Consider the following 23,125-nt stretch of genomic DNA (forward strand, 5'->3'; position numbering starts at 1 on the left):
GTTAGATTATTGGCACAGGGAAGCGACAGCGTGTCGAGCACCATGGTCACAGAGGTGTTGATAAGCATCAATCACGGCATTAACGAACTTCGCCTCTTTCGGTAAGTCGGTGCCGAATATGCTCTCGAGAGCGAGGAGTTGGCGTGCAGCTTGGGTAGAGATACCTGCTTGCGCATAAAGTGCTTGGAATTGGTCAATCATGGGATCGCGAACATCGATGGTGTTGCCTTGCTCATCCTGACCTGCAATGTAGCGCATCCAACCCGCTACCCCCATAGCTAGCCATGAGAACTCACTGCCATTGGCGAGGTGATAGCGTAAGCTTCCGCCCAAGCGTTGAGGAATTTTCTGGCTGCCATCCATCGCAATCTGCCAAGTTTGGTGCTTTAAGCTTGGGTTGGTGAAACGGTCGATAAGCAGACGCGCATAGCTTTCTAAATCTGTGCCCTCAGGCATGTTGAGCGACGGCGCTTGCGCTTGCATCATCATGTCATAGGCGGCTTGTCGATAGTGTGGATTGGTCATCGTGTCTGAGATGTGGGCATAGCCACCGAGATAACCTAAGTAAGCCAAGAAAGAGTGGCTGCCGTTGAGCATACGTAATTTCATCTCTTCATACGGCACCACATCAGTAACGAACTCCGCACCAGCGATATCCCAATCAGGTCGGCCATTCACAAAGTTGTCTTCAATCACCCACTGACGAAATGGCTCACAAGCGATACCACAAGGGTCAGCAACGCCGACAAGTGAGGCAATTTCATCGAGTGTTTCTGCTGTGGCGGCAGGCACAATTCGATCAACCATAGTGCAAGGGAAAGTAACGTTTGACTCAATCCAACTTGCCAACTCGGTATCAATGAGGTGCGCGTAATCCATGATAGCGGCGCGAGCAACATGGCCATTTTCTTGGACGTTATCGCACGACATGACAGTAAAGGCGGTCAGGTTGCGATCCCTGCGGCGGCGAAGCGCTTCTACAATGTAACCAATGGCAGAGTCAGGCGATTGCGGATGAGCGAGATCGGCCTTAATCAGCGGGTTTTCTTTGTCTAAGCGTCCTGAAGCCGGGTCCGCGCAGTAGCCTTTTTCTGTGATGGTCATCGAAACAATGGCGACTTGAGGCTCGGCCATTTTTTCGAGCACCGCTTCCTGCCCTTCGAAGGTGGGATGAAGGGATTCCGTCACGGCGCCAATCAGTTTAATGTCGGTTTTGTCCGCCCCTTTTTCCGCGACAGTATAGAGGTGATCTTGGGCACGTAACTGGGTAATGAGTGCTTCGCCACCAAAAAGATTAATTTCACAGATTCCCCAATCACTCTCTGTTTTGGTCAACATTTCATCAGTGAATAGGGCCTGGTGCGCACGATGAAATGCGCCAAAGCCGAGATGAACGATGCGTGATTTTAAGTGTTGGCGAGCGTATTGAGGTTGCTGAACCTGAGGGTTTAGCTTAGCCGTAGCGACGTTGTCCATGTTGATTCTCCAAGCTCTGCGGCTGGCAGAGTTAATCTGTATAACCTGAGTGAAGCGCGCCTACCGGTTAGGGACGGTAGCGCGCAATGTTTCATTGTCTGTTTTTGGTTAGTAGCCTAAAACAAGGCGAGGCAAGAAGAGGCTGATTTCAGGAATAAAGGTCACCGCGGCCAATGCGGCGATAAGCGCAGCATAGAAAGGCAGTAACGGCTTAATGATCTTCTCGATATTGACTTTGGCTACCGAGCAACCAATGAATAACGCACTACCGACAGGCGGTGTGCAAATACCGATAGCGAGATTAAATGTCATCATGATGCCGAAATGCACTGGGTCGATGCCCATATCAAGTGCAATAGGCAAGAAGATAGGGGTAAAGATCAAAATCGCTGGTGTCATATCCATGAAGATGCCCACTATCAGCAGAATCAAATTGATAATCAGCAAAATAATGATCGGATTTTCAGAAACAGCCAGTAGTGCATCAGCAATCATGTAAGGGATATCTGCGTTGGCCATCGCCCACGACATACCGGTTGAGGCACCAATCAGCAGGAGTACGATCGAGGTGGTGACAGCAGACTCTAGGATGATGCCCGGTAAATCTCTCAGCTTCACTTCGCGATAAAAGACAACGGCGAGCATGAAGGTATAAACGACCGCGATTGCCGATGCTTCTGTGGCGGTAAAGACGCCACCGATGATGCCTCCCATGATGATCACGATAAGGAGTAGAGAAGGCAGTGCCTTCACCGTGGTATCCCATACCATGGCTAAGCTTGGGCGCTCTGCGACTGGGTAACCGCGGCGTTTGGCGATAATGCCAGCCACGGCCATTAGGCTTAGCCCCATCAAGATGCCGGGTAGATAGCCAGCAAGGAAAAGTGCGGCAATTGACGTACCGCCTGATACGAGAGAGAAAACAATGAGCGTGTTACTCGGCGGGATCAATAAGCCTGTTGGACAGGAGGTAATATTGACGGCAGCCGAGTAGTGTTCATCATAGCCATCGTTTTTTTGCAATGGTGCCATTGTGCCACCCACTGCGGCAGCGGAGGCAACAGCAGAACCAGAAATCGACCCAAACATCATGTTGGCCATGACGTTGACGTGGGCCAAGGAACCCGGTAGTCGTCCGCCCAGTACTTTGGCAAAATTGATCAAACGAATCGCAATGCCGCCTTGGTTCATGATGTTGCCGGCTAAGATAAAAAATGGGATCGCGAGTAGGGCAAAGTTATCTAATCCAGCGGCCATGCGTTGTGCGACAACGGCAATCGCGGGCTCCAGTGGTAACGACATGCAAATCGTCGCCAAACTGGCGAGGCCAATTGAAAATGAGACTGGGATACCAAGCAGCAGTAGGATCCCAAAGCTACCAAATAGGGTGAGTAAGACTTGCCAATCCATAGGGATATTCCTTCAATTAGTCGAAATCATTTCTAAACTAACGTGTTCATCAATAACACGTTGTGGGTATGACTTATTGTTGTTGTGCTGTTTCACCTTCCCCGTGAATCAACTGTTGTACTTTTTCAGTCGCGAAGATCGCAGAGTAGAAGATCATGAGTGCGCCACTGATGGGTAGACAGAAATAGATGTAGCCCATGGACCAACCGAGCGCGGGGGTGATTTGCCCTGTTGCCAGCGTTTTCATTGCGAGGTTGCTACCGCCATAAACCAGTACGATGGCACTGAAAGCGGCAATAGCGAGTTGAATGAAAATTTCATTGATGAGCTTACGTTTCCCTTTGAGCTTCATTGTCAGGAGATCGATTGCTAGGTGGCGCTTGACGCCTGTGGTGTAAGCCGCGCCAATGAGTGCGACCCACATGAACAAGTAGCGAGCGAGTTCATCCGTAATGGTGCTTGGTTTGCCGATAACATAACGGGATATCACCTGCCAGATAACACAAAACACCAAAAAGGAAGAGAGTGACACGGTAAACCAAGAGAGCATCTTGTTTACATAGCCGATGAGTTTATTCATTGGGGTTATCCTTACTTATAATTGGTAGCCCAATTGTAGAGTTACTGATCTATCTTGACCGTTGGGGCTTTGAAACTGCACTGAGTATAGTTTTCAGGGTAGAAAAATACACGTGATCGACCTCACGTTTAAATTGGTTGACCAAAAACAGGCGTAAATTCGTGATTTGGGTCAACCAATTGTGGTTTGGTCTTTGACTGTTACCTGATGTCCGCCAATAATGACCTCAATAACGGCGACACCCTACAAATTGGATAACCAATCTTACGGAGATAATAATGAAGACATCCAAACGCGTTCTGACGGCTCTTGTTGGTGCAGCACTGACTTTTGGCGCAACCTCCGCTTATGCGGCAACCACACTGAAATTGAGCCACAACCACAATCGAGATCATGCTGTACATAAAGCGATGGCTGCGATGGCGAAAGAGGTAAAAGAGCTGACTGATGGCGATGTGCGTATTCGTATTTATCCGGATGCTCAGCTTGGTACTCAGCGAGAATCGATGGAACTGATGCAAAATGGCGCACTGGAAATGGTGAAGACTAACGCTGCCGAGCTCGAAGCGTTCGCACCTGATTACGCAGTATTCAATTTGCCATACCTTTTCCGCGACCAAGCCCATTACTTCAATGTTAAAGAAGGTGAGATTGGCGAAGAGATTCTTGCGTCTTCACGAGATAGCGGCTTTGTAGGTGTGACCTATTACAATGCGGGCGCGCGCAGTTTCTACACATCGAAGCCCATCAACACACCGGAAGATCTTAAAGGAATGAAAATCCGTGTGCAGCCAAGCCCATCGGCGATCAATATGGTTAACGCGCTAGGAGGAAGTCCAACCCCGTTGGCCTACGGTGAGCTTTATACCGCGCTGCAGCAAGGTGTAGTGGATGCGGCCGAGAACAACATTCCGTCATTTAGCCTAAGTCGTCACAGTGAAGTGTCGAAGTACTTTAGCTTAGATGAACATACTATGGTGCCGGACGTATTGGTGATTTCGACCAAAGCTTATGACGCGTTATCGGAAGAAAACCGTGAGCATTTGAAAACAGCCGCCATCAACTCGATGGAACTGATGAAAGCGCTTTGGGCTGAATCAGAGCAAAAAGAGCGTGCACGCGCAGAAAAGATGGGTGTCGAATTTGTGTCACCTAACAAAACGGCGTTCGTCGAAGCGGTGCAACCAATTTATGAGAATATTGAATCTAACAACCCTGACTTGCACTCACTGGTTGAGCGCATTAAAGCGGTTCAATAAGTTAGGTCTGAAATTGCTGGCGTAGGCCAGCAATTTCAAGGTATTGCACAAAAGACACATTAATTGATTGACCAATTTAGATAGCGTATTAAGATTGCATTAGTTGGAGCGATGGAACAGATACAAAACCTTATTATGATGCCCTTTGAACCGAAACGACCTTATCAAGAAATTGGCTTAATTCTCAGACAACAACTGGCTGAGGGTGAGTACAAGGTCGGGGATCGACTGCCTCCTGAACGAGATATTGCTGACAAACTCGATGTGAGTCGTACGGTTGTACGCGAAGCCATCATCATGTTAGAGCTCGAAAACTTGGTGGAAGTGAAAAAAGGCTCTGGGGTTTATGTCATTAATATTCCAAACCAGTCAAATGGTCGCGAAGCGGTATTTTCCGATGAAGCGGGTCCCTTTGAGATGCTCCAAGCCCGTCAATTGCTAGAGAGTAATATCGCTGAGTTTGCAGCCATGCAGGTAACACCCGGCGATATTGCTAAAATGCGTGCGGCATTGGCATTGGAGAAATCCGAGTTTGAAAAGGGCATTGATGAAAGCAAAGGGGATGAAGAATTTCATCTCTGTATCGCCCGAGCGACTCAGAACTCTGTGTTGGTTGAAATGCTGAAACACTCTTGGGATATGCGAGAAAACAGCCCAATGTGGAAGAAGCTTCACACGCATATTATTGATCAAGCTTACCGAGAGGATTGGCTCGAAGATCACGCAAAAATCTTGACGGCGATGCAACGCAAAGATCCTATTGCGGCCAAACATGCCATGTGGCAACACCTTGAAAATGTAAAACAACGTTTGTTAGAGCTTTCCGATGTGAACGACCCATCGTTCGATGGCTTCTTGTTCAGCTCTAATCCTGTTGTCCTCGTAACTGAGTAATTCACTCAGAATCTGAGTTTTTATTGCGCTTTTGTCGGGTGACTACGTCACTCGATGACCAAATAATAAATACGTACTGATATTCAACGTTTGTTTGAAGGTTCAGTCATGTTCAAAAAAGGTGATTGTTATGGAGCAAACTTGGCGCTGGTATGGCCCCAATGATGGCGTGTCGTTAAACGATATTAAACAGGCGGGTGCGACAGGGATTGTGACTGCGTTACACCACATACCCAATGGGGAGGTGTGGTCAAAAGAAGAAATTATGGCTCGCAAGGCCTTAATTGAAGAAAAAGGGCTGACATGGTCTGTGGTCGAAAGTGTGCCTGTGCATGAAGAGATCAAAACGCGCAGTGGTCACTACGAGACTTGGATTGATAATTATAAAGCGACGCTAGAAAACTTAGCGGCGTGCGGTATTGATACCGTTTGCTATAACTTCATGCCAGTACTTGATTGGACGCGTACGGACCTTGAGTACGAAATGCCGGATGGTTCAAGAGCGTTGCGTTTCGATCAAATTGCCTTTGCGGCTTTTGAGCTTCACATTTTAAAACGTCCCAATGCGGCAGAGGCTTATACGGTAGAAGAGCGTGATCAAGCCGCGACCTATTTTGCTCAGATGAGCCAAGGTGACGTTGATAAGCTGACTGCCAATATTATCGCGGGTTTACCGGGTGCTGAAGAAGGGTATACGCTAGACGAGTTTCAAGCGCAGCTCGATCGCTATCAAGCGATTGACCGCGAGACACTTCGAAATAACATGGCGCTGTTTCTTGACGCCTTGATGCCGACTTGTGAAGCGCATGGCATCAAGTTGGCGGTTCACCCTGATGATCCGCCACGGCCGATTCTGGGTTTACCTCGCGTTGTTTCAACCATTGAAGACATTGAATGGCTAACCACGCGCGTACCTAGCAGTGCGAATGGTATCACTATGTGTACGGGATCTTATGGCGTCCGTGGTGACAATGATCTCGTCAATATGATCGAGCAGTATGGTGACCGTATTTACTTTACGCATTTACGTTCTACCAAGCGTGAAGATAACCCAATGACTTTCCATGAAGCGGCGCATCTAGATGGCGATGTCGACATGTATGAAGTCGTAAAAGCGATACTTGTCGAAGAGGAACGCCGAGCCGCACAGGGCAATCATCGATTAATACCCATGCGTCCTGATCACGGCCATCAGATGATTGATGATTTAACCAAGAAAACCAATCCCGGCTACTCGTGTATTGGTCGCTTAAAAGGTTTAGCAGAAATTCGTGGTTTAGAACTCGGTTTGAAGCGCGCCTTATTTAACAAGTAGCGTTCACGCCTTATTCATTAACTAAAACCCGAGCAGTGCTCGGGTTTTTTCACATCTTGCCATAATTTGGCCCACTGCCACCTTCAGGGGGCATCCAGCGAATATTGAGGTTAGGGTCCTTGATATCGCACGTTTTACAGTGAATACAGTTGCCTGCATTGATCTGTAACCTTGCTGCTTCCCCATCATCCACAATTTCATACACGCCCGCGGGACAATAGCGTTGGGCAGGTTCGGCGAACAAGGGTAGATTGATATCGATGGGTGTTTGAGGGCAGGTGAGATGTAGGTGGCAAGGTTGATTCTCGGGATGATGGATCCCCGTAAGAAAGACAGAGCTTGCTCGATCGAAGGTGTATTGATTGTCATAAGGGGGATAATCAATCGGCTTGTGGTGGTCAATACGCTCCGTTGCTTGATGATCTGGTAAATCGTCATTGAATTTCCATGGCGGAGTATGTTCAAACAAGTACTGTTCGACGGTAGCAAGACCGCCAGCCAATACCGGGCCTAAACGATGGATGGATGCAGCAAATGTTTGCGTTTGTTTAAGTTCGTCAAACAGCCATGTGGATTCAAAAAACGTCTTATAGTCGGGGCGGATTGGTAGCGAGGGCTCTTTGTAGGCATCAAGAATGGCTTCAGCCGCAATCATGCCAGATTTCATGGCACAATGGCTGCCTTTGATTCTGGCAACATCTAACGTACCCGCATCACAGCCGATAAGGATCCCGCCGGGAAAACTCTGTTCAGGTAGAGAGAGTAATCCACCTTTAGTCAGCGTTCGTGCGCCGTAGCTCACTCTCTCGCCGCCTTCTAGCCAGGTTTTGATCTGAGGATGCCTTTTAAGTTGCTGAAACTCTTCGTAAGGGTTGAGATAAGGGTTGCGATAGTTGAGGTCAACGATGAGGCCAACGATAACTTCATTGTCGTTAATTTGATAACAGAACCCGCCACCACTGGCCTTACCTGAGAGTGGATACCCAATGGTATGTAGCACTGAGCCCGCCGCGTGAATGGCATGCGGCACTTGCCAGCGCTCTTTGAACCCGAGGGCGTAATGCTGGACTTCACATTGTTTATCGAGCGTAAACTGAGAAATAACCTCTTTGCCTAAATGGCCGCGTGAGCCTTCGGCAAGCAGGGTGTAGGTTGCAAGTATGTCAATACCTTCTTGATAGTTGCTTGTTTGTTGTCGACGACTATCTAGGCCTTTTTCACCCGTCGTAACACCGACGACTTTTCCTGACTCATCGTAACAGAGTGACGCGGCACTGAACCCGGTGAAGATCTCCACACCCAGACTCTGTGCTTGGTTGGCAAGCCATTGGCACAGTTCACCAAGGCTGATAATGAAATGGTCGTCGTTATGAAGGCTAGGCGGGATCAGGCTATTGGGGATTGTGATGGCGAAATCGTGATTGGCCAAAAAGGCCAGCTTGTCATGAGTAACAGCTTGGGTGACAGGCGCGTCGAGATCTCTCCAATCGGGAAACATCTCCTCGAGTGGCCGTTTGTCGAAAATAGCGCCAGAGATAATATGGCCCCCCACAACGTCTGCCTTTTCAACGACGGCAACAGACAGCGAACGATCTTCGAGTTTTGCGAGTTTCATTATCTGGCAGGCCGCACTTAAGCCAGCAGGCCCTGCTCCAACAATCACGATGTCAAAGGTGATGGACTCTCGCATGATTCACTCCTATCACGACTTAATCTATTAACTTATTAGTTCATAACTGGGCATTGCGTTGTGTTATCTGCTTAACCACTCTGCTTAGGCGCGGTGAACAAGCAGAATCGAATATCGCCATTTCTATGCTGTCAGGGAATCTTTACGCTTCGTTAAGTATGGCACAGGCTATTACGTTGACGTAAACGTAAACTTTTCTACGCTTAGGAGAAACAGATTTGGCTACGATTGCTCTCTCGTTTTGGAGGTACTATGCAGGTACTTGTTGGACTCAAGCGTGTTCCCGATCCCTATACGAAAGTGATGTTGAAACAAAGTGACGCAGAGACGGTCACGATTGAAACCAAGCACATCAAGCATGTGATCAATCCATTTTGTGAAATCGCGCTGGAACAAGCCATTCAACTTAAAGAGGCTGGGCTGGTAGAGAGGGTGACGGTTGTTTCTATCGGTGATGAGGCCAGTGTTGAAACCTTGCGAGCTGGGTTGGCGATGGGGGCGGATGATGCCATCCATGTACATGAAGATAAACCGGTTGAGCCGCTATTGGTCGCAAAAGTGTTTGCTGCCTTGGTGAAGGCGCACAACGCCCAACTCGTGTTGTTAGGTAAGCAAAGTATTGACAGCGATAACGGCCAAGTCCCGTCGATGTTGGCCGGGTTATTAGACTGGCCGCAGGCAAGCTGGATCAGTGAGTTACGCATGTCGTCCGGCGCAGTATGGATAACGGAAGAGTCCGATAAAGGAATGTGCGAACTTGAGCTGCAGCTACCCGCCGTTGTCAGTGTTGATCTTCGCTTGAATGAGCCGCGCTTTACCTCTCTCCCCAATATTATGAAGGCGCGAACCAAGCCACTCTCGACACTCCAGTTGGAAGATCTAGGCCTCGTTTATGAGCAACGACATCAGTGTGTCGCCTATTACCCGCCAAAGTCCCGTTCTGCGGGTGAGAAAGTGGAGTCTGTCGAGGTTCTTTTGGCCGCGATTAAACGTGCAAGGGAGGCGGTATGAGTGAGCCACATGCAACGGGGGTCTTGGTTTATCTGTGCCATGACACGCCTTTATCTTCAGCCAAAAAGCTAATCGATATCGTCCGATCTGAAATCGCCGGACAACCAGAGATTGATGTTCTTGTTGCTGGTGAGGACAGCAAGAAAACACGCATTGAAGGGCTTCAGCATCAAGGTGTTGTAAATAAGGTTTTATTGCTGCCGTCTGAAGATACTCAATTGGCGGTGGCGAGTGCCGACGCTCTGTCTCAACAAGCTCCCAATTATCGCTATTTGGTCGCGGCTTCTGGGCAACACAATCAAGTCACACTCTCTCGTGTTGCTGCACAGCATGATGTTGGCATGCTCTCTGATGTCGTCGCCATTCGAGGTGAGCAGTTTGTGCGTCCTATGTACGCCGGGAACGCGCTCGCGTGTATGACGACAAGTGATCCTCTGATTGTGATGACACTCAGGGTAAGTGCATTTGATGTTGAGCCACAGATTGGCGACAAGGCGGCATCGAGTGAAGAGATGCCGTTGTCGCTGACATCAAATGGCGTGGCATCGACTAAGTGGTTGGCACATCATCTCCTTGAATCGGCGAGGCCTGAATTAGGGTCAGCAGAGATTGTTGTATCTGGAGGGCGGGGGTTTCAACAAGCTGAACATTTTGAACTGTTGGAGGCGTTAGCAGACAAGCTAGGTGCAGCGATTGGGGCATCTCGTGCGGCTGTCGATGCAGGCTTTATCAGTAATGATCACCAAGTGGGGCAAACCGGCAAAGTGATTGCGCCGAAACTTTATATTGCGATTGGTATCTCTGGCGCTATTCAACATGTGGCGGGGATAAAGGACGCGGGGGTCGTGATAGCAATTAACCGTGATCCGGACGCTGCCATCTTTGATGTTGCCGATGTGGGCTATGTTGGCGACTTATTTGACGTGTTACCTCAACTCATAGATGGACTTTAGCTGGGTGTGTAAAGGGAAATTTACTTCTCTATCAACAAGCAGTTTTTGTCGATTGATGACGTCGTTGCATACACTAAAGGAAATGCGTCGCGATATTGAATACGCGTTTCTTCGTTGTCATGTTCTCAACGCAAGGAACACCGAGAGCGTGATGCCATGAGGAGGCCTTATGGGCGAGATGCTGCGGTACTTAGCGCTAGATGGCACCAGTGTGAAAGACTGGTCGACAGTCATGTCATCGGCATATTTGCTAAAACTCTACCAGCACATGGTGCTGGTACGACTCTACGACAAGAAAGCGATAGCCTTACAGCGAACAGGGCAGCTTGGCACGTATCCATCCCATCTCGGAGCGGAAGCGATCGGTATTGGAACGGGTGCAGCCCTTGAGGACCACGACACACTCATTCCTTACTACCGTGACATGCCAGTGCAGTGGATGCGTGGGGTCTCCATGACTCACAACTTACTTTATTGGGGGGGCGATGAGCGGGGTTCCGATTTTCCTTCTCTCAGCGGTGATTTTCCCTTTTGCGTGCCGATAGCAACCCAATGCACACATGCGGTAGGCGTTGCTACTGCAATGAAACTGCGTCATCAAAGATCCGCTGTTCTGGTAAACCTTGGTGATGGTGCGACATCAAAAGGGGACTTTTCTGAATCGATCAACTTGGCGGGGGTTTGGCAACTACCGGTCGTGTTTGTGATTAACAACAACCAGTGGGCCATTTCTGTGCCGCGTAAGCTGCAATCGGCAGCCTTAACCCTGATCGACAAAGCAAAAGGCGCGGGTATCCCCGGTGTATCGGTAGATGGTAATGATGTGATTGCGGTTTATGACAGTGTAAAAGAGGCCTTGCAGCGGGCGCGACGCGGACTGGGGGCGACGGTGATTGAGATGCACAGCTATCGGCTCAGCGATCACACAACGGCCGACGACGCGAGTCGATACCGCCCTGAGGAAGAGCTTAAAGCGGCATGGCAAGCAGAACCACTGTTGCGCCTCAAACAATACCTCATCAACGCACGTTTGTGGACGGATTCGAAACAGCATGAATGGGAACAGAGCTGCGGAAGAGTGATTGAAGACGCCGTTGCACAGTACCACGCCACGATGCCGCAAGCGCCCGAGTCAGCGTTCGATCATCTGTACGCTGAGTTGCCACAAGAGCTGCATCAGCAACGTGACGCCTTGATTCAAAAAGCGATGCGGATGGAGGCCGACAATGATGGCTGAACGACCACTTTCTTTATCTACTACTGATACTAAGCCGCAACAAGCTGTGTCTATGAGCTTACTTGAGGCAGTGAACATGGCACTGGATTATGAAATGTCTCGGGATCCCAATGTGGTGGTCTTAGGCGAAGATGTCGCAGAAAACGGCGGGGTCTTTCGAGCCACGCAGGGGTTGAAGCAGAAATTTGGCTTTAAACGTGTCATGGACACACCGCTTGCAGAGGCGATGATCGGTGGTGTTGCGGTTGGCATGGCAGCGCAAGGGTTGCGGCCCGTTGCTGAGTTTCAATTTCAAGGCTTTGTTTTTCCGGCAATGGAGCACATTGTTTGTCACGCAGCGAGGCTGCGAAATCGTACCCGTGGTCGGTTAAGTTGTCCATTGGTGTACCGCGCGCCGTTTGGAGGCGGTATTCACGCCCCAGAGCACCATTCTGAAAGTGTCGAAGCGTTGTTTGCGCATACACCGGGATTACAAGTGGTGATTCCTTCATCGCCGCAACGCGCTTATGGATTACTGTTGGCGGCGATCCGTAGCAATGACCCCGTGATGTTCTTTGAGCCGAAACGTATCTATCGCACGGTGAAATCGTCCGTTGAAAATAATGGCTTGGCTCTGCCACTGGGTCAAAGCTTTGTGCTAAAAGCTGGCCGAGATATCACCCTAGTGACATGGGGTGCATTGGTTGTGGAAGCAATGCAAGCCGCGACTCAGATGGCCGATCAGGGTATCGATATTGAAGTGATTGATTTGGCCTCGATAAAGCCGATTGATATGGCGACGATTCTGCAATCGCTTCGAAAAACCGGGCGCTTACTCGTGGTCCATGAAGCGGTGAAAACATGCGGTGTTGGGGCTGAGTTATTAGCGCGGGTTGCGGAAGAAGGGATGTGTTTGCTCAAAGCGCCACCTGTTCGTTTAACGGGGTTTGATACCGTTATGCCTTATGCAAAGAACGAGGCTTACAACCTGATCTCGGTTGGGGACATTGTTGAGAAATCGGCACAGTTGATGGAAGACTGGTAGCAAGCTTGAGTGGAGAGCTATGATGAAGACGTTTCGATTACCCGATCTTGGCGAAGGGCTCGCTGAGGCAGAGATCATTGCTTGGCATGTGGATGAGGGCGACAGTGTTGAGACCGATCAGGTCTTATTGACTGTAGAAACGGCGAAGGCGCTCGTGGAGGTCCCCGCACCTTATCAAGGCCGCATCTTACATCGTTATGGCAAGGTGGGAGATATCCTGCATATCGGCGTGAAGTTAGTCGATATTGAACCCAGCACCGCAGCAAGCAGTGATGCAGGAACCGTGGTCGGGCAGGTCTCGCAGCATACCGCAACAGTCAATGTCGAAGCCGAGCAACCCATTGGATTGGCTGTCACGCACTCTGAGCTGGTAGACAATGTTGTTGCCATGCCTTCTGCCCGGCGGTTGGCACGCAAGCTGGGTATTGATCTTCATCGAACACCGGGCAGCGGCCCGAATGGCACGGTGCTAGATAGCGACGTCTATAACCAATGCCAGCATCAGTTGCCGGGGACGGAAGTATTAAAAGGGGCGAGACGAAGTATGGCGAAAGCGATGGCGGAGTCTCATCATCATGTCGCATCGGTTACCTTGACGGAGGAAGCGATACTGGCGGAAGCGCATCATCATGATATTACGGTTGCGGTGATCAAAGCTATGGTGCATGCGTGCCAGACAGAGCCCGCTCTCAATGCCTGGTTTGATGAAGAAACCATGACCCGCTGCATGCATGATAACGTGTCGATAGGGATCGCGGTCGACAGTGAACACGGTTTATATGTGCCAGTAATAAAGTCAGTCGATAGTATGAATGACGCGGCAATACGGGGTTGGTTGCGAGAGACGGTTAAAGGTATCCGGAGTCGACGCTTGGGACACGATCAAGGCCAAACGGCGACATTGACCTTGAGTAATTTTGGCGCGATTGCGGGCTTGTATGCGACACCCGTGATCACACCTCCCCAAGTGGCAATCATAGGTATAGGCCGACTCCACGAGCAGTTAGCGTTAGATGAACAGCGCTCTCTTGTGACACAGCACTGTTTACCGATATCCATGACCTTCGACCATCGTGCGTGTACAGGGGGAGAAGCAGCCCGTTTTATGCGTGCTCTCACGCATTATCTGCAAGGCGAATAGGCAACCGCGTTTGAACATGTCACACTGTCACTCTTTATCATCGGTGACCGCTTGATTGACTTGTCGTAAGACTCGCAAAGGATCTGTCTATGCATTTGGAAACGCAACGTCTGCGTATTCGCCCGACAACGCACTCTGATTTACCCGCCTTATATGCCTATTTATCATTGGAAGACGTGACGCCTTTTTTACCGGGTGGCGTGCATTCACTTGATGATGTAAAGGTGCTCATTGATAAGCCCTATCCACATACCTTTTCAATCACCCTACTGAACGGCCGATTAATCGGTCACTTGTTATTCCATCCATGGTTTGTGAAAGAAACGTATGAGCTTGGTTGGGTTATCGCACCTAAGTACCAAGGAAAGGGCTATGCGTCGGAAGCTGCGCGGGCCGCAATGGATTATGGATTTAGTGAAATGCGATTACACCGTATTATCGCGACGGCGCAGCCTGAGAATCCGGCATCATGGCGTGTGATGGAAAAGATAGGGATGCGAAAAGAGGCGCATTCAAAACAGTGCTTGCCCCAACCCGATGGCACTTGGTGGGACGAGGTCTTTTATGCCTTGCTAAGAGAAGAGTGGCAGCCTTTTCAACGGCCTTAGTAAAGGGAGACACGTGTCACAGTGTTGTTGGGAAGTCGCTCGAAGTAAAATGTAAGGTGGTTTGTTGGTTTCAAACGAGTTTGCGGTGTGATGGAGTTGCGAGTGACTTCTCATCCGCTAACAAGGTGAGGTGTTTGCATTTTGTTTCCGGGAAAAACATGACAATCGTCGCGTTATTGTTTGCTCAAAAATCGCTGATGGATCAAAGTAATTTTTTAACTGGCCTTTCTTTACGGTGCTGATGTATTTCAAAATGTTTCTGACGAATTTTTGCTCATCCAAATTTCGATATGAGGTATTGAAAGCCATGCGTTTTCACATAAATCTTGTTCTGATGTATTAGAAAAAGGATAAAAAATGAAAACGACTCTTACCTTACTTGCTGCACTTTTAGGCGCGTCAGCGGCTCAGGCCAACAATTTGGAAAACATGTCACAAGTGACAATCATTCCAAATCACAATGCGACCATGGTGCGCAATTTTAACCCCTACATCTCGTCTCGTCTTCATACCGCACGTGATTTTATCTACGAGCCTTTAGTGATTTTTAATGAGCTAAAAGGGAATGTCCCTGAGTTCCGTTTGGCGACAGAGTATACCTTTAGCGATGATCTACTTTCGGTCACGTTTAAACTGCGTGAGGGGGTTAAGTGGTCGGATGGCGAAACCTTCAATGCCGACGATGTGCTATTCACCTTTGACATGGTCAGTGAGCACGGCGCGATTGATGACCGTGGTATTAACGCCTTGGTGAAAGGGGTGCGTAAGGTTGATGACTATACAGTGACGTTTGACCTTAACGAAGTGAACACGAATGCGGCCTACGAAATTGTACTGGTACCGGTTGTGCCGCAGCATATCTGGAAAGATGTCAAAAATGTCACTGAATTTGAAAACCAACAACCCGTGGGTACGGGCCCCTTCACTGAGATTGCTGTCTTTACTCCAACCTTATTTGTGCAGTGTCGTAACCCGAACTACTGGGACAACGCTAGCCTAGATGTGGATTGCTTACGAGTTCCTCAGTTTAACCACAATGACCAAGTATTGGGTTCATTGATTAACTCGGAAGTGGATTGGGCTGGCTCGTTTGTGCCGGATATTGATACCACGTTTGTTGCTGCATCAAAGAATCACGGCTACTGGTATCCTGCCGCAGGGACGCAAGCGTTCATGTTCAACTTCAAGTCTGCGGATCCGATCAAGCAAGAGGTCTTAAATAACATCGACTTCCGTCGCGCATTCTCGATGGCGATTGACCGTCAAACGATTGTTGATGTCGCGAACTACGGTAACGGTAGTGTCAATGACTTTGCATCGGGTCTAGGTTATGCATTCGAGGCGTGGTCTGACAAGAAAACACATGAAGAGTTTAAACCGTTCATGACCTACAACGTCGCGAGTGCGAAAGCTTTGTTGGAGAAAGCCGGTTTTGTTGATAAAACGGGTGATGGTTTTGTCGAAACACCAGACGGCAAGAGCTTTACGCTCGATATTCAATCGCCAATGGGCTGGACGGACTTTAATAACGTTGTCATGCTTGCGGTTGAGCAACTAGAAGAAGTGGGTATTCGTGCAGCGGCGCGTACCCCGGACTTTGCGGTGTATAACCAAAACATGCTGAATGCATCTTATGACATTGCTTATACCAACTACTTCCATGGACCGACGCCACACACGTATTGGAACAGTGGCTATCACTCGCGTCTTCAGACGGAGCAGGGTATGCCGCGTTTTGCGATGCACTTCTGGTCTAATCAAGAGCTAGATGACTTACTGGATAGCTTCTATGAAACGGCGAGTCGTGACGATCAGTTGAACATCGCCCATAAGATCCAACGCATTATCGCAGAGAACCAAGTGACGGTACCTGTGATGTCAGGTTCAAACTTCTACCAGTTTAACACCAAGAAGTTTACTGGCTGGTGGAATGAAGATAACCAGAAGGGTCGCCCAATGATTTGGGAAGGGACACCAGAGCGCCTGTTGCATGTCTTAGATCTGAAACCTGTTAGTTAAAGTCGAGAACGTAACTAAAAAAGCCAACCTTAGGGTTGGCTTTTTTTTGACCGTTAATCATAGTGTTGCACTTTTTCACACGGAAGGTTGCCTGCTTTGACATACAGCGGTGGTGTTGATAACCCTTTTCGCGCAGCCTAGTCTCAAATTATTAGAAGAAAGAAGTACTTGATTATGAATCGCTTGGAAGATGTGCTGTATAACTCGGACGTCTTTATGTTTGTCAAAGATAAAAATGGACATTATCTGTTTGGCAATCGGCGAGTGTGTGAGTTTTTGCATGTTGACGCCAGCGCGATCAAAGGAAAAAACGACTTTGACTTCTTCTTGCCATCGGTAGCGCACCAATTACTCGCGGAAGATAGGCAGGTATTTGATGCTGGTGAGTCAGTAACGTTTCAGCGAGAGGTCGTAAACCTCAATGGTGAAAGGCTTGCGCTGTTTGTGTCTAAACATCCTATTTATGATGCAGCGGGTGATGTGAGTGGCATTCTTGGCGTTGCGTTTGATATCTCTGACTACCTAGACCAGATTGCTGTATGGCGATACAAAGCGACAACCGATGCGCTAACCGGGGCACTTAACCGTACCGAGTTTGATCAAACGTTACAGAAAGAGTACGCCCGTCATCAGCGGCATCATCGAATCTTATCGATACTCGTGTTAGACATCGACAACTTTAAGAACATCAACGATACCTATGGGCATGCTGTTGGCGATAGGGTGCTAAAGCATACCAGTGATGTGTTAATGGCAAATATTCGCCAAGAGGATTACTGCTTTCGTTTCGGTGGTGATGAGTTTGTATTGCTATTGCCTGAAACCACCACGTACGAGGCTTATGTATTGGGCAAGCGTTTACAGCATGAGATAGGTAATGAGTTGCAATTGCTGAATCAAGTTGGCGTGCTGGAAATTTCGGTGTCTGTCGGCGTTGCTTCGCGCTCTGTAGACTCGTCGTCGGCTTCGCTACTGTTTCAACATGCTGATGACGCCTTGTACTACGTTAAGAAGCATGGCCGCGGTAGAACGTATGTGAACTGCAGTCATACGTCGACGATTCGTGGTTGTGAAGGATGCGATCACGCTGAGGAATGCAAAGCCCGAAAAACGGTACATATCGATGAAAATGAAGAGGGTTGAGGTGAAAGACCCAGACCGAGGTTGATCTGGGCTAACAATCAGTGTGCTTCAAAGGCAAGCGCGTGTTTCTCGACACGTCTGAAGATGAGGGTTAACAGCCCGTTTACTGTGAGGTAAAAAGCGCCTGCCGCACCGAACACTGTCAGTGTGTCGTAGGTTTGTGCATTGATGCGTTGCGCATAGCCCATGATGTCCATGATAGTGATCGTGCTGGCTAGTGACGTCCCTTTGAAGACTAAAATGACTTCATTAGAATAAGCAGGTATTGCACGGCGAATCGCATAGGGGAGCAATACCGACAAGGTTTGACGTTTATTCATTCCCAGCGCTGAACATGCTTCCCACTGCTGCTTGGGAATGGCATCAAAGGCACCTTTAAATAAGAGTGTCGAGTACGCGGCGGTGTTTAACGCCAGTGCTAACATCGCACAAAACCAAGGCTGTACCAACCACTGCCATAAAAAACTCTCGCGAAGCCACTCGAACTGTCCCGGGCCATAGTAAATCAAGAAGATTTGCACTAGCAGTGGCGTCCCCGTAAAAAGAAGAATCACCCCGTTTACACCCTGCAGTAGTAACGGTGTTCTAAGGATCAGGACCAAGGTGAACAAGAGTGCAACAGTACATCCGATCAGCAATGCAACAAAGGTCAACTCTAGGCTAGTCCATAATCCCTCGAGGAGGAGAAGTAAGTCGGATTGTTTCATGCGCTCACCTTCTGTTGTCCCGGTGGTTCAAAATAGACAGAGAGACGTTTGATTAGCTTCTGACTGATGAGAGTGATAAGTAAGTAAATCAGGGCAACCGTCGCATACCAGGTGAAGCTTTCATGTGTTGCACTCGCAATGAGCTGCGCCTGCTTCATTAGGTCGGTCACGCCAATCAAAGAGACCAGCGCGGTATCCTTTAGTAACACTAGCCATTGGTTAGTTAGGCCGGGTAGCGCGTGTCGTACTGCTTGCGGCAATACAAATCTGAAAAAAGTCGCGGTTTTACCAAAACCTAACGCATAGGCGGCTTCTGCTTGCCCTTTAGGTACCGCCTTCAATGCACCACGAATAGATTGCGACGCATAGGCAGCAAAAATCAATGCCAAGGCCACGACTCCCGACCAGAATGGGTCAATCTCGACAAACGAGCCAGTAAGCAAAAATATGGCATGTGAGGTCCCAAAGAAGATAAAAAGGACCACAAGTAGCTCAGGCAAACCGCGAAGCAGTGTCACTAATAGTGTCGTTGGCCAAGACACCAAACGCCATTTGCTCATCTCGCCCGCAGCGAATGCTAGGGCAATGATCAAACCAACAAGGAGCGATACCAAGGCTAGCTGGATTGTCATCCAGCCAGCATTGAGAAGTGTTAAAGGATACCCGCTTAATGCCATATTAGTTACCGAAGTACTTATCAAAGATTTCTTGATATTGACCGTTCGCCTTGATGGCCGAGAGTGCTTGGTTAAGCTGGTCGACGAGTGCTTGGTTGTCTTGATTTACAGCAATACCAAAACCATTACCAAAGTACGCCTTGTCAGTGACTGCGTCGCCAACATAAGTCAGCTTGTCGTTCTTAGGGAACCACTCGGCTACCACGGCTGTGTCACCAAAGATGGCATCAATACGGCCGTTCTGGAGGTCAATAAAAGCATCTTGATAGCTGCCGTATGGGACAGGTGTCACCCCTTTCATCTGCTCAAGCAGGTAGCTTTGGTGTGTTGAACCATTTTGGACACCGACGCGTTTACCTTCGATTGCTGCGTCTTGGAGAGCAACAAAAGCGGCAGCGTTATCATAGTAGGCATCGGTGAAAGCAACTTGCTCTAAGCGCGCTTCAGTGATGTCCATGGCTGAGATAGCGGCATCATAACGCTTAAAGCGCAATGCAGGGATCAGGCTATCAAATGCTTGGTTGTGGAAAGAACAGCTCGCTTTTAGCTCTGCACAAAGCGCGTTAGCGAGGTCGACATCGAAACCTTGAATTTCGTTGTTCTCATCCATGTATTCAAATGGGGCGTAAGTCGCTTCCATGACGAATTTGATCTCTTGCTGTGCATTTGCTGCGGTTGCTGTGAGTGCCATTAGCATAGCCAGTGCTGTTTTTCTCATCGCGAAACTCCTTGCGTTTAGTGAGACAGATAGTCTGAAAATTGTTGAGTTTTAGGGTTAACAAATGCCGAACGGTCACCAAATTCGACAACATGGCCTTGCTCAAGATAGAGCACATGACTGGCCACTTTCTTCGCAAAATCAACTTCGTGGGTGACAATTGCTTGCGTAATTCCGGTTTTACTCAGTTCGTGAATGATGTTCACAACCTGATTGGTGATTTCAGGGTCAAGTGCCGCTGTTGGCTCATCAAAGAGCAGAATTTCTGGCTCCATCATTAAAGCGCGAGCGATGGCGACACGTTGTTGCTGTCCGCCTGATAACTGCAGCGGCCATGCGTCTGCTTTGTCCGACAGCTGTAGTTGCTTCAATAAGCTTTTCGCTTTGGCGATGGCGGTATCTTTTGATTTACCCAAGACTTTGATGGGCGCTTCGATAAGATTGTCCAGCACATTTTTATGAGGCCAAAGATGGTACTGCTGAAAGACCATGCCGACTTTAGCGCGTAACTGTTGGCCTTGTGTTTCTGTCACGCCAACAGTGAAGTCATACTCGTCGCCATTAATGGTCAGGCCACCTTCTTGAGCATGCTCAAGGAGATTAAGAATACGTAGCAGAGAACTTTTACCAGCACCACTGGGGCCAAGAAGCACAAGCGTGCTGCCCGATGGGCAAGTAAAGTTCACATCATGTAGCACTTGATGCTCACCGTAGAACTTGTTTATCTGTTTTGCTTGAATACCCATGCCATTTTTCTGCATTAATTACCGTTAAAGTGGATACTAACAATAATGGGTTTTTATGCAAGAAAAATGTATATATTTGCGATTGACTGGTTTTTTATTGTACTGTTTTGCGGATTTGTAGCCGGTTTGTTGGTTTGCTGTTGACTTGTTCGGTGGGGCTGGCAAGAAAGCCAGACAAAAAATGAATGACTACGCAATGAGCCCCCCTTAAATAGTGCGGCGGAGGTGAAGTGCGTCTTGGAGGTTATTCTGGCCAATTGAATATCTTGCCGTTAGTGGGGGCATCGTCAATGTCGTGTGTCACCAGCAGCGCAGGAATATTGGCTTGTTGGATACGTTCATAGACAAACTGGCGGAAAGAGGCTCTTAGTGGTTTATCCAGTTTGCTAAACGGCTCGTCGAGTAATAGTGCCGCAGGATTTGATAGTAGAGCGCGCAGCACACTGATACGGGCACGCTGTCCACCTGAAATAGTGTCAGGGTGAGCATCCGCGAGATCGATAAGGTCAACCTCTTCTAATACTGACAGTGCTTTCTTTTTTCGGTTTTGCTCCGAATCTGGCAGCGATAGTGCAAGGTTTTCCCATACAGAAAGGTGAGCGAATAGAAGGTCATCTTGAAACAGCATGCCGACACTGCGTTTGTGGGCGGGGAGCGCATTCAACAAGCGCATGTTGAGTATGATGCTGCCTTGCAGGGAGAAAATCTCACTCATGTGGCCGGAAATTGCACTCAGCAATGTGGATTTGCCGCATCCAGAAGGCCCCATAATGGTCAGCACCTCTCCGCGGCTGACCTGAAGGTTGAAAGGACCAATGAAGCGTTGATTGTCTCTATTTATAGTGAGGCTTTTTAGTTCTAAGGGCATAGATAGTGTCCTGTTTCGCGTGACGCTTCGGAGGCATCAAGCGTTGTTGCGATTTTTGCTGGGCTAAGATGCTGATGCCAAACACGATGAGAGGCAGTGTTGCCTGAAGCAGTGCGTAAATAGCCGTAATACGACGGTCACCACCACTCACCAGTGCAACAGCTTCGGTTGTGATAGTTGAAATACGTCCACCCCCCAACATCTGAGTCGGTAAATAGAGTGCAAAGCTCACGCTGATCCCGACGCCAAAAGCAATACAGATGGCAGGAAGAAGATAGTGAAACTTCACTTTCCACCATGCCTGCCACGGCGAAAGACCAAGGCTCATTGCCGTCATTTCGATACGAGGATCGATGTTATCCCAACTGGATCGAAGGCTGAGATAGAGATAGGGAAACACAAACAAAAAATGTGTCCAATAAACCCAGAGCCAGTGTTGGCTGCTGTCAATCCAATAGGAGAATACCTGAATACCGAACAGCACGGATAAATGTGGTACCACTAGAGGGATGGCAATCAGCGCCATGGGGATACGCTTTCGTTGGAACTGGAGTATCGCAACCACCAAAATTAGAGCGAATAGCGCGGTGGGTATCGCAATAGCCAAGCTGTTAAATGACAGTTCTAGAATATGGGCAACTTCTTGTTGCCAATACTTAAATGATAGCTGGTTAGGCCAAACATCGGGAAAGCGCCAACGGAAAGTGAACGACCATATTAACACGGTGGGTAGCACAATCAGGGGGAGCCAAAGTAGACGATGAAAGGCAAAAGTAGATAAAATCGGGGTGTGACGTTTACCTTTCAAGCGCATGTGATGCGTAAGCCGCAAATAGGCGTGTTCTGCGCACCACCAAACAGCGAGACCTGTTAGCCCAATGGCTAACAAGATAGCGGCACCTGCGGCCGCTCGCGGAAAGAGATCGAGGTTTGGTTCGTTAAACCACTGCCAGACTAAGACGGCAAAAGTAGGGGGACGTTGGGGCCCTAAGATATAGGCGAGCTCGACATTCGATAGCCCATAGGCGAGCACGGCAAAAATCGGCAATCGCATTTGTGAAAGCCACTGCGGAAAGAGCAATGCGTGCCACGCTCGTTGTGGCGAATAGCCGAGACTTTGCGCGGCGGTCAGCTGTTTATTCACATCTAAACGCTGCAGTACGCTGAGGCTCATGAGCAAGAGAAAGGGCACCTCTTTTACCGTCAACACAACGATTAAACCGATACCCCATTTATCTTGAGTGAGTAGGGGGAGGCTGATCGGGTCAATTATTCTCGCTAGCCAGCCGGTTTGAGAAAACAGAAATAGGAAACCGATGGCAAAGGCGGCATGTGGTAATGCGATGACTGGCGTCAATAGATGTTGAAGTCGACGCCAGCGCTGGCTATTCCAAAGGTTGCGTGTAATTAAAAAACTCAGACAAACTGCTAAGAGCGTGCTCACGGTTCCTGTTAGCAGGGTGACATGTATAGACTGCGTAACGCCGTGCCAGTCAAATACGGCGATAAAACCGGAAACGCTAAACTCGGTATAGCCAAGGGTCGGGATGTAAGACAGGGCGGGCAATAAAATGCCCGCAAAGCCGGGAAGGAGTGGGACAAGGATGAGAGAAATCGCTGTCCAGTAGACCCAAGTGTAACGCATTAAA

21 protein-coding genes are annotated in these 23,125 nt (G+C 48.8%); 11 read left to right on the top strand and 10 right to left on the bottom strand.

The features are described 5' to 3' along the window. Window positions 1-6: 6 nt before the first annotated feature. From TSUB_RS06785 to TSUB_RS06795, 3 genes are all read right to left on the bottom strand, one after another. Window positions 7-1,476 (bottom strand): fructuronate reductase, encoded by a 1,470-nt coding sequence (locus TSUB_RS06785; protein WP_087018630.1) that lies wholly within the window; start codon window positions 1,474-1,476, stop codon window positions 7-9. A gap of 108 nt (window positions 1,477-1,584) precedes the next feature. Further along, window positions 1,585-2,886, bottom strand: a complete 1,302-nt coding sequence (locus tag TSUB_RS06790; protein ID WP_087018628.1) for a TRAP transporter large permease — start codon at window positions 2,884-2,886, stop codon at window positions 1,585-1,587. 73 nt (window positions 2,887-2,959) lie between these two features. Then, window positions 2,960-3,466 carry a TRAP transporter small permease gene (locus tag TSUB_RS06795; RefSeq protein WP_087018626.1) on the bottom strand — a complete coding sequence of 169 codons (507 nt, stop codon included), beginning with the start codon at window positions 3,464-3,466 and terminating at the stop codon, window positions 2,960-2,962. Between the two features lie 278 nt (window positions 3,467-3,744). Here TSUB_RS06795 and TSUB_RS06800 point away from each other — a divergent pair, with 278 nt between their 5' ends. From TSUB_RS06800 to uxuA, 3 genes are all read left to right on the top strand, one after another. Further along, the gene (locus TSUB_RS06800) at window positions 3,745-4,725 is read left to right on the top strand and encodes a TRAP transporter substrate-binding protein (protein WP_087018624.1); all 981 of its coding nucleotides are present in this window, start codon (window positions 3,745-3,747) and stop codon (window positions 4,723-4,725) included. 111 nt (window positions 4,726-4,836) lie between these two features. After that, window positions 4,837-5,619, top strand: coding sequence for an FCD domain-containing protein (locus TSUB_RS06805; protein WP_087018622.1), 783 nt, complete (start codon window positions 4,837-4,839; stop codon window positions 5,617-5,619). Between the two features lie 130 nt (window positions 5,620-5,749). Continuing rightward, entirely contained in the window at window positions 5,750-6,934 is a 1,185-nt protein-coding gene (gene uxuA / locus TSUB_RS06810; RefSeq protein ID WP_087018620.1) for a mannonate dehydratase, read from the top strand. A gap of 49 nt (window positions 6,935-6,983) precedes the next feature. Here uxuA and TSUB_RS06815 read toward each other — a convergent pair whose 3' ends face one another. Then, window positions 6,984-8,627 (bottom strand): electron transfer flavoprotein-ubiquinone oxidoreductase, encoded by a 1,644-nt coding sequence (locus TSUB_RS06815; protein ID WP_087018619.1) that lies wholly within the window; start codon window positions 8,625-8,627, stop codon window positions 6,984-6,986. A gap of 249 nt (window positions 8,628-8,876) precedes the next feature. Here TSUB_RS06815 and TSUB_RS06820 point away from each other — a divergent pair, with 249 nt between their 5' ends. The 8 genes from TSUB_RS06820 (at window position 8,877) to TSUB_RS06855 (ending at window position 17,760) form a co-directional block, all read left to right on the top strand. Then, window positions 8,877-9,635, top strand: coding sequence for an electron transfer flavoprotein subunit beta/FixA family protein (locus TSUB_RS06820; RefSeq protein WP_087018617.1), 759 nt, complete (start codon window positions 8,877-8,879; stop codon window positions 9,633-9,635). Beyond that, entirely contained in the window at window positions 9,632-10,588 is a 957-nt protein-coding gene (locus TSUB_RS06825; protein ID WP_087018615.1) for an electron transfer flavoprotein subunit alpha/FixB family protein, read from the top strand. Before TSUB_RS06820 ends, TSUB_RS06825 begins: the two co-directional genes overlap by 4 nt. Window positions 10,589-10,757: 169 nt before the next feature. Further along, window positions 10,758-11,825 (top strand): pyruvate dehydrogenase (acetyl-transferring) E1 component subunit alpha, encoded by a 1,068-nt coding sequence (gene pdhA / locus TSUB_RS06830; RefSeq protein WP_087018612.1) that lies wholly within the window; start codon window positions 10,758-10,760, stop codon window positions 11,823-11,825. 52 nt (window positions 11,826-11,877) lie between these two features. Further along, on the top strand, window positions 11,878-12,849 hold the full coding sequence (locus TSUB_RS06835) for an alpha-ketoacid dehydrogenase subunit beta (RefSeq protein ID WP_087018684.1): 972 nt from the start codon (window positions 11,878-11,880) through the stop codon (window positions 12,847-12,849). Window positions 12,850-12,871: 22 nt separating this feature from the next. Continuing rightward, a complete protein-coding gene (locus TSUB_RS06840; RefSeq protein ID WP_087018610.1) occupies window positions 12,872-13,990 on the top strand; it encodes a dihydrolipoamide acetyltransferase family protein in 1,119 nt (372 codons plus the stop codon). Between the two features lie 89 nt (window positions 13,991-14,079). Further along, window positions 14,080-14,598 carry a GNAT family N-acetyltransferase gene (locus TSUB_RS06845; RefSeq protein WP_087018609.1) on the top strand — a complete coding sequence of 173 codons (519 nt, stop codon included), beginning with the start codon at window positions 14,080-14,082 and terminating at the stop codon, window positions 14,596-14,598. Window positions 14,599-14,955: 357 nt separating this feature from the next. Then, window positions 14,956-16,617: an ABC transporter substrate-binding protein gene (locus TSUB_RS06850; RefSeq protein ID WP_087018607.1), complete on the top strand. Its 1,662-nt coding sequence runs from the start codon at window positions 14,956-14,958 to the stop codon at window positions 16,615-16,617. A gap of 174 nt (window positions 16,618-16,791) precedes the next feature. Next, complete coding sequence (locus TSUB_RS06855) at window positions 16,792-17,760, top strand: GGDEF domain-containing protein (protein ID WP_087018605.1); 969 nt, start codon at window positions 16,792-16,794, stop codon at window positions 17,758-17,760. Between the two features lie 38 nt (window positions 17,761-17,798). Here TSUB_RS06855 and artM read toward each other — a convergent pair whose 3' ends face one another. The 6 genes from artM to TSUB_RS06885 all read right to left on the bottom strand — a co-directional run bounded on the left by artM (window position 17,799) and on the right by TSUB_RS06885 (window position 23,121). Continuing rightward, window positions 17,799-18,467, bottom strand: coding sequence for an arginine ABC transporter permease ArtM (gene artM, locus TSUB_RS06860; RefSeq protein WP_087018603.1), 669 nt, complete (start codon window positions 18,465-18,467; stop codon window positions 17,799-17,801). Beyond that, on the bottom strand, window positions 18,464-19,144 hold the full coding sequence (artQ, locus tag TSUB_RS06865; protein WP_087018601.1) for an arginine ABC transporter permease ArtQ: 681 nt from the start codon (window positions 19,142-19,144) through the stop codon (window positions 18,464-18,466). Before artQ ends, artM begins: the two co-directional genes overlap by 4 nt. A 1-nt stretch (window position 19,145) precedes the next feature. Next, complete coding sequence (locus TSUB_RS06870; RefSeq protein WP_087018599.1) at window positions 19,146-19,862, bottom strand: arginine ABC transporter substrate-binding protein; 717 nt, start codon at window positions 19,860-19,862, stop codon at window positions 19,146-19,148. 17 nt (window positions 19,863-19,879) lie between these two features. Continuing rightward, entirely contained in the window at window positions 19,880-20,608 is a 729-nt protein-coding gene (gene artP / locus TSUB_RS06875; RefSeq protein ID WP_281422930.1) for an arginine ABC transporter ATP-binding protein ArtP, read from the bottom strand. 244 nt (window positions 20,609-20,852) lie between these two features. After that, on the bottom strand, window positions 20,853-21,476 hold the full coding sequence (locus tag TSUB_RS06880; RefSeq protein WP_087018595.1) for an ATP-binding cassette domain-containing protein: 624 nt from the start codon (window positions 21,474-21,476) through the stop codon (window positions 20,853-20,855). Then, the gene (locus TSUB_RS06885) at window positions 21,442-23,121 is read right to left on the bottom strand and encodes an ABC transporter permease (protein WP_087018593.1); all 1,680 of its coding nucleotides are present in this window, start codon (window positions 23,119-23,121) and stop codon (window positions 21,442-21,444) included. Before TSUB_RS06885 ends, TSUB_RS06880 begins: the two co-directional genes overlap by 35 nt. Between the last annotated feature and the right edge of the window lie 4 nt (window positions 23,122-23,125).

The organism is Thaumasiovibrio subtropicus (assembly GCF_019703835.1).
GTDB lineage: Bacteria > Pseudomonadota > Gammaproteobacteria > Enterobacterales > Vibrionaceae > Thaumasiovibrio > Thaumasiovibrio subtropicus.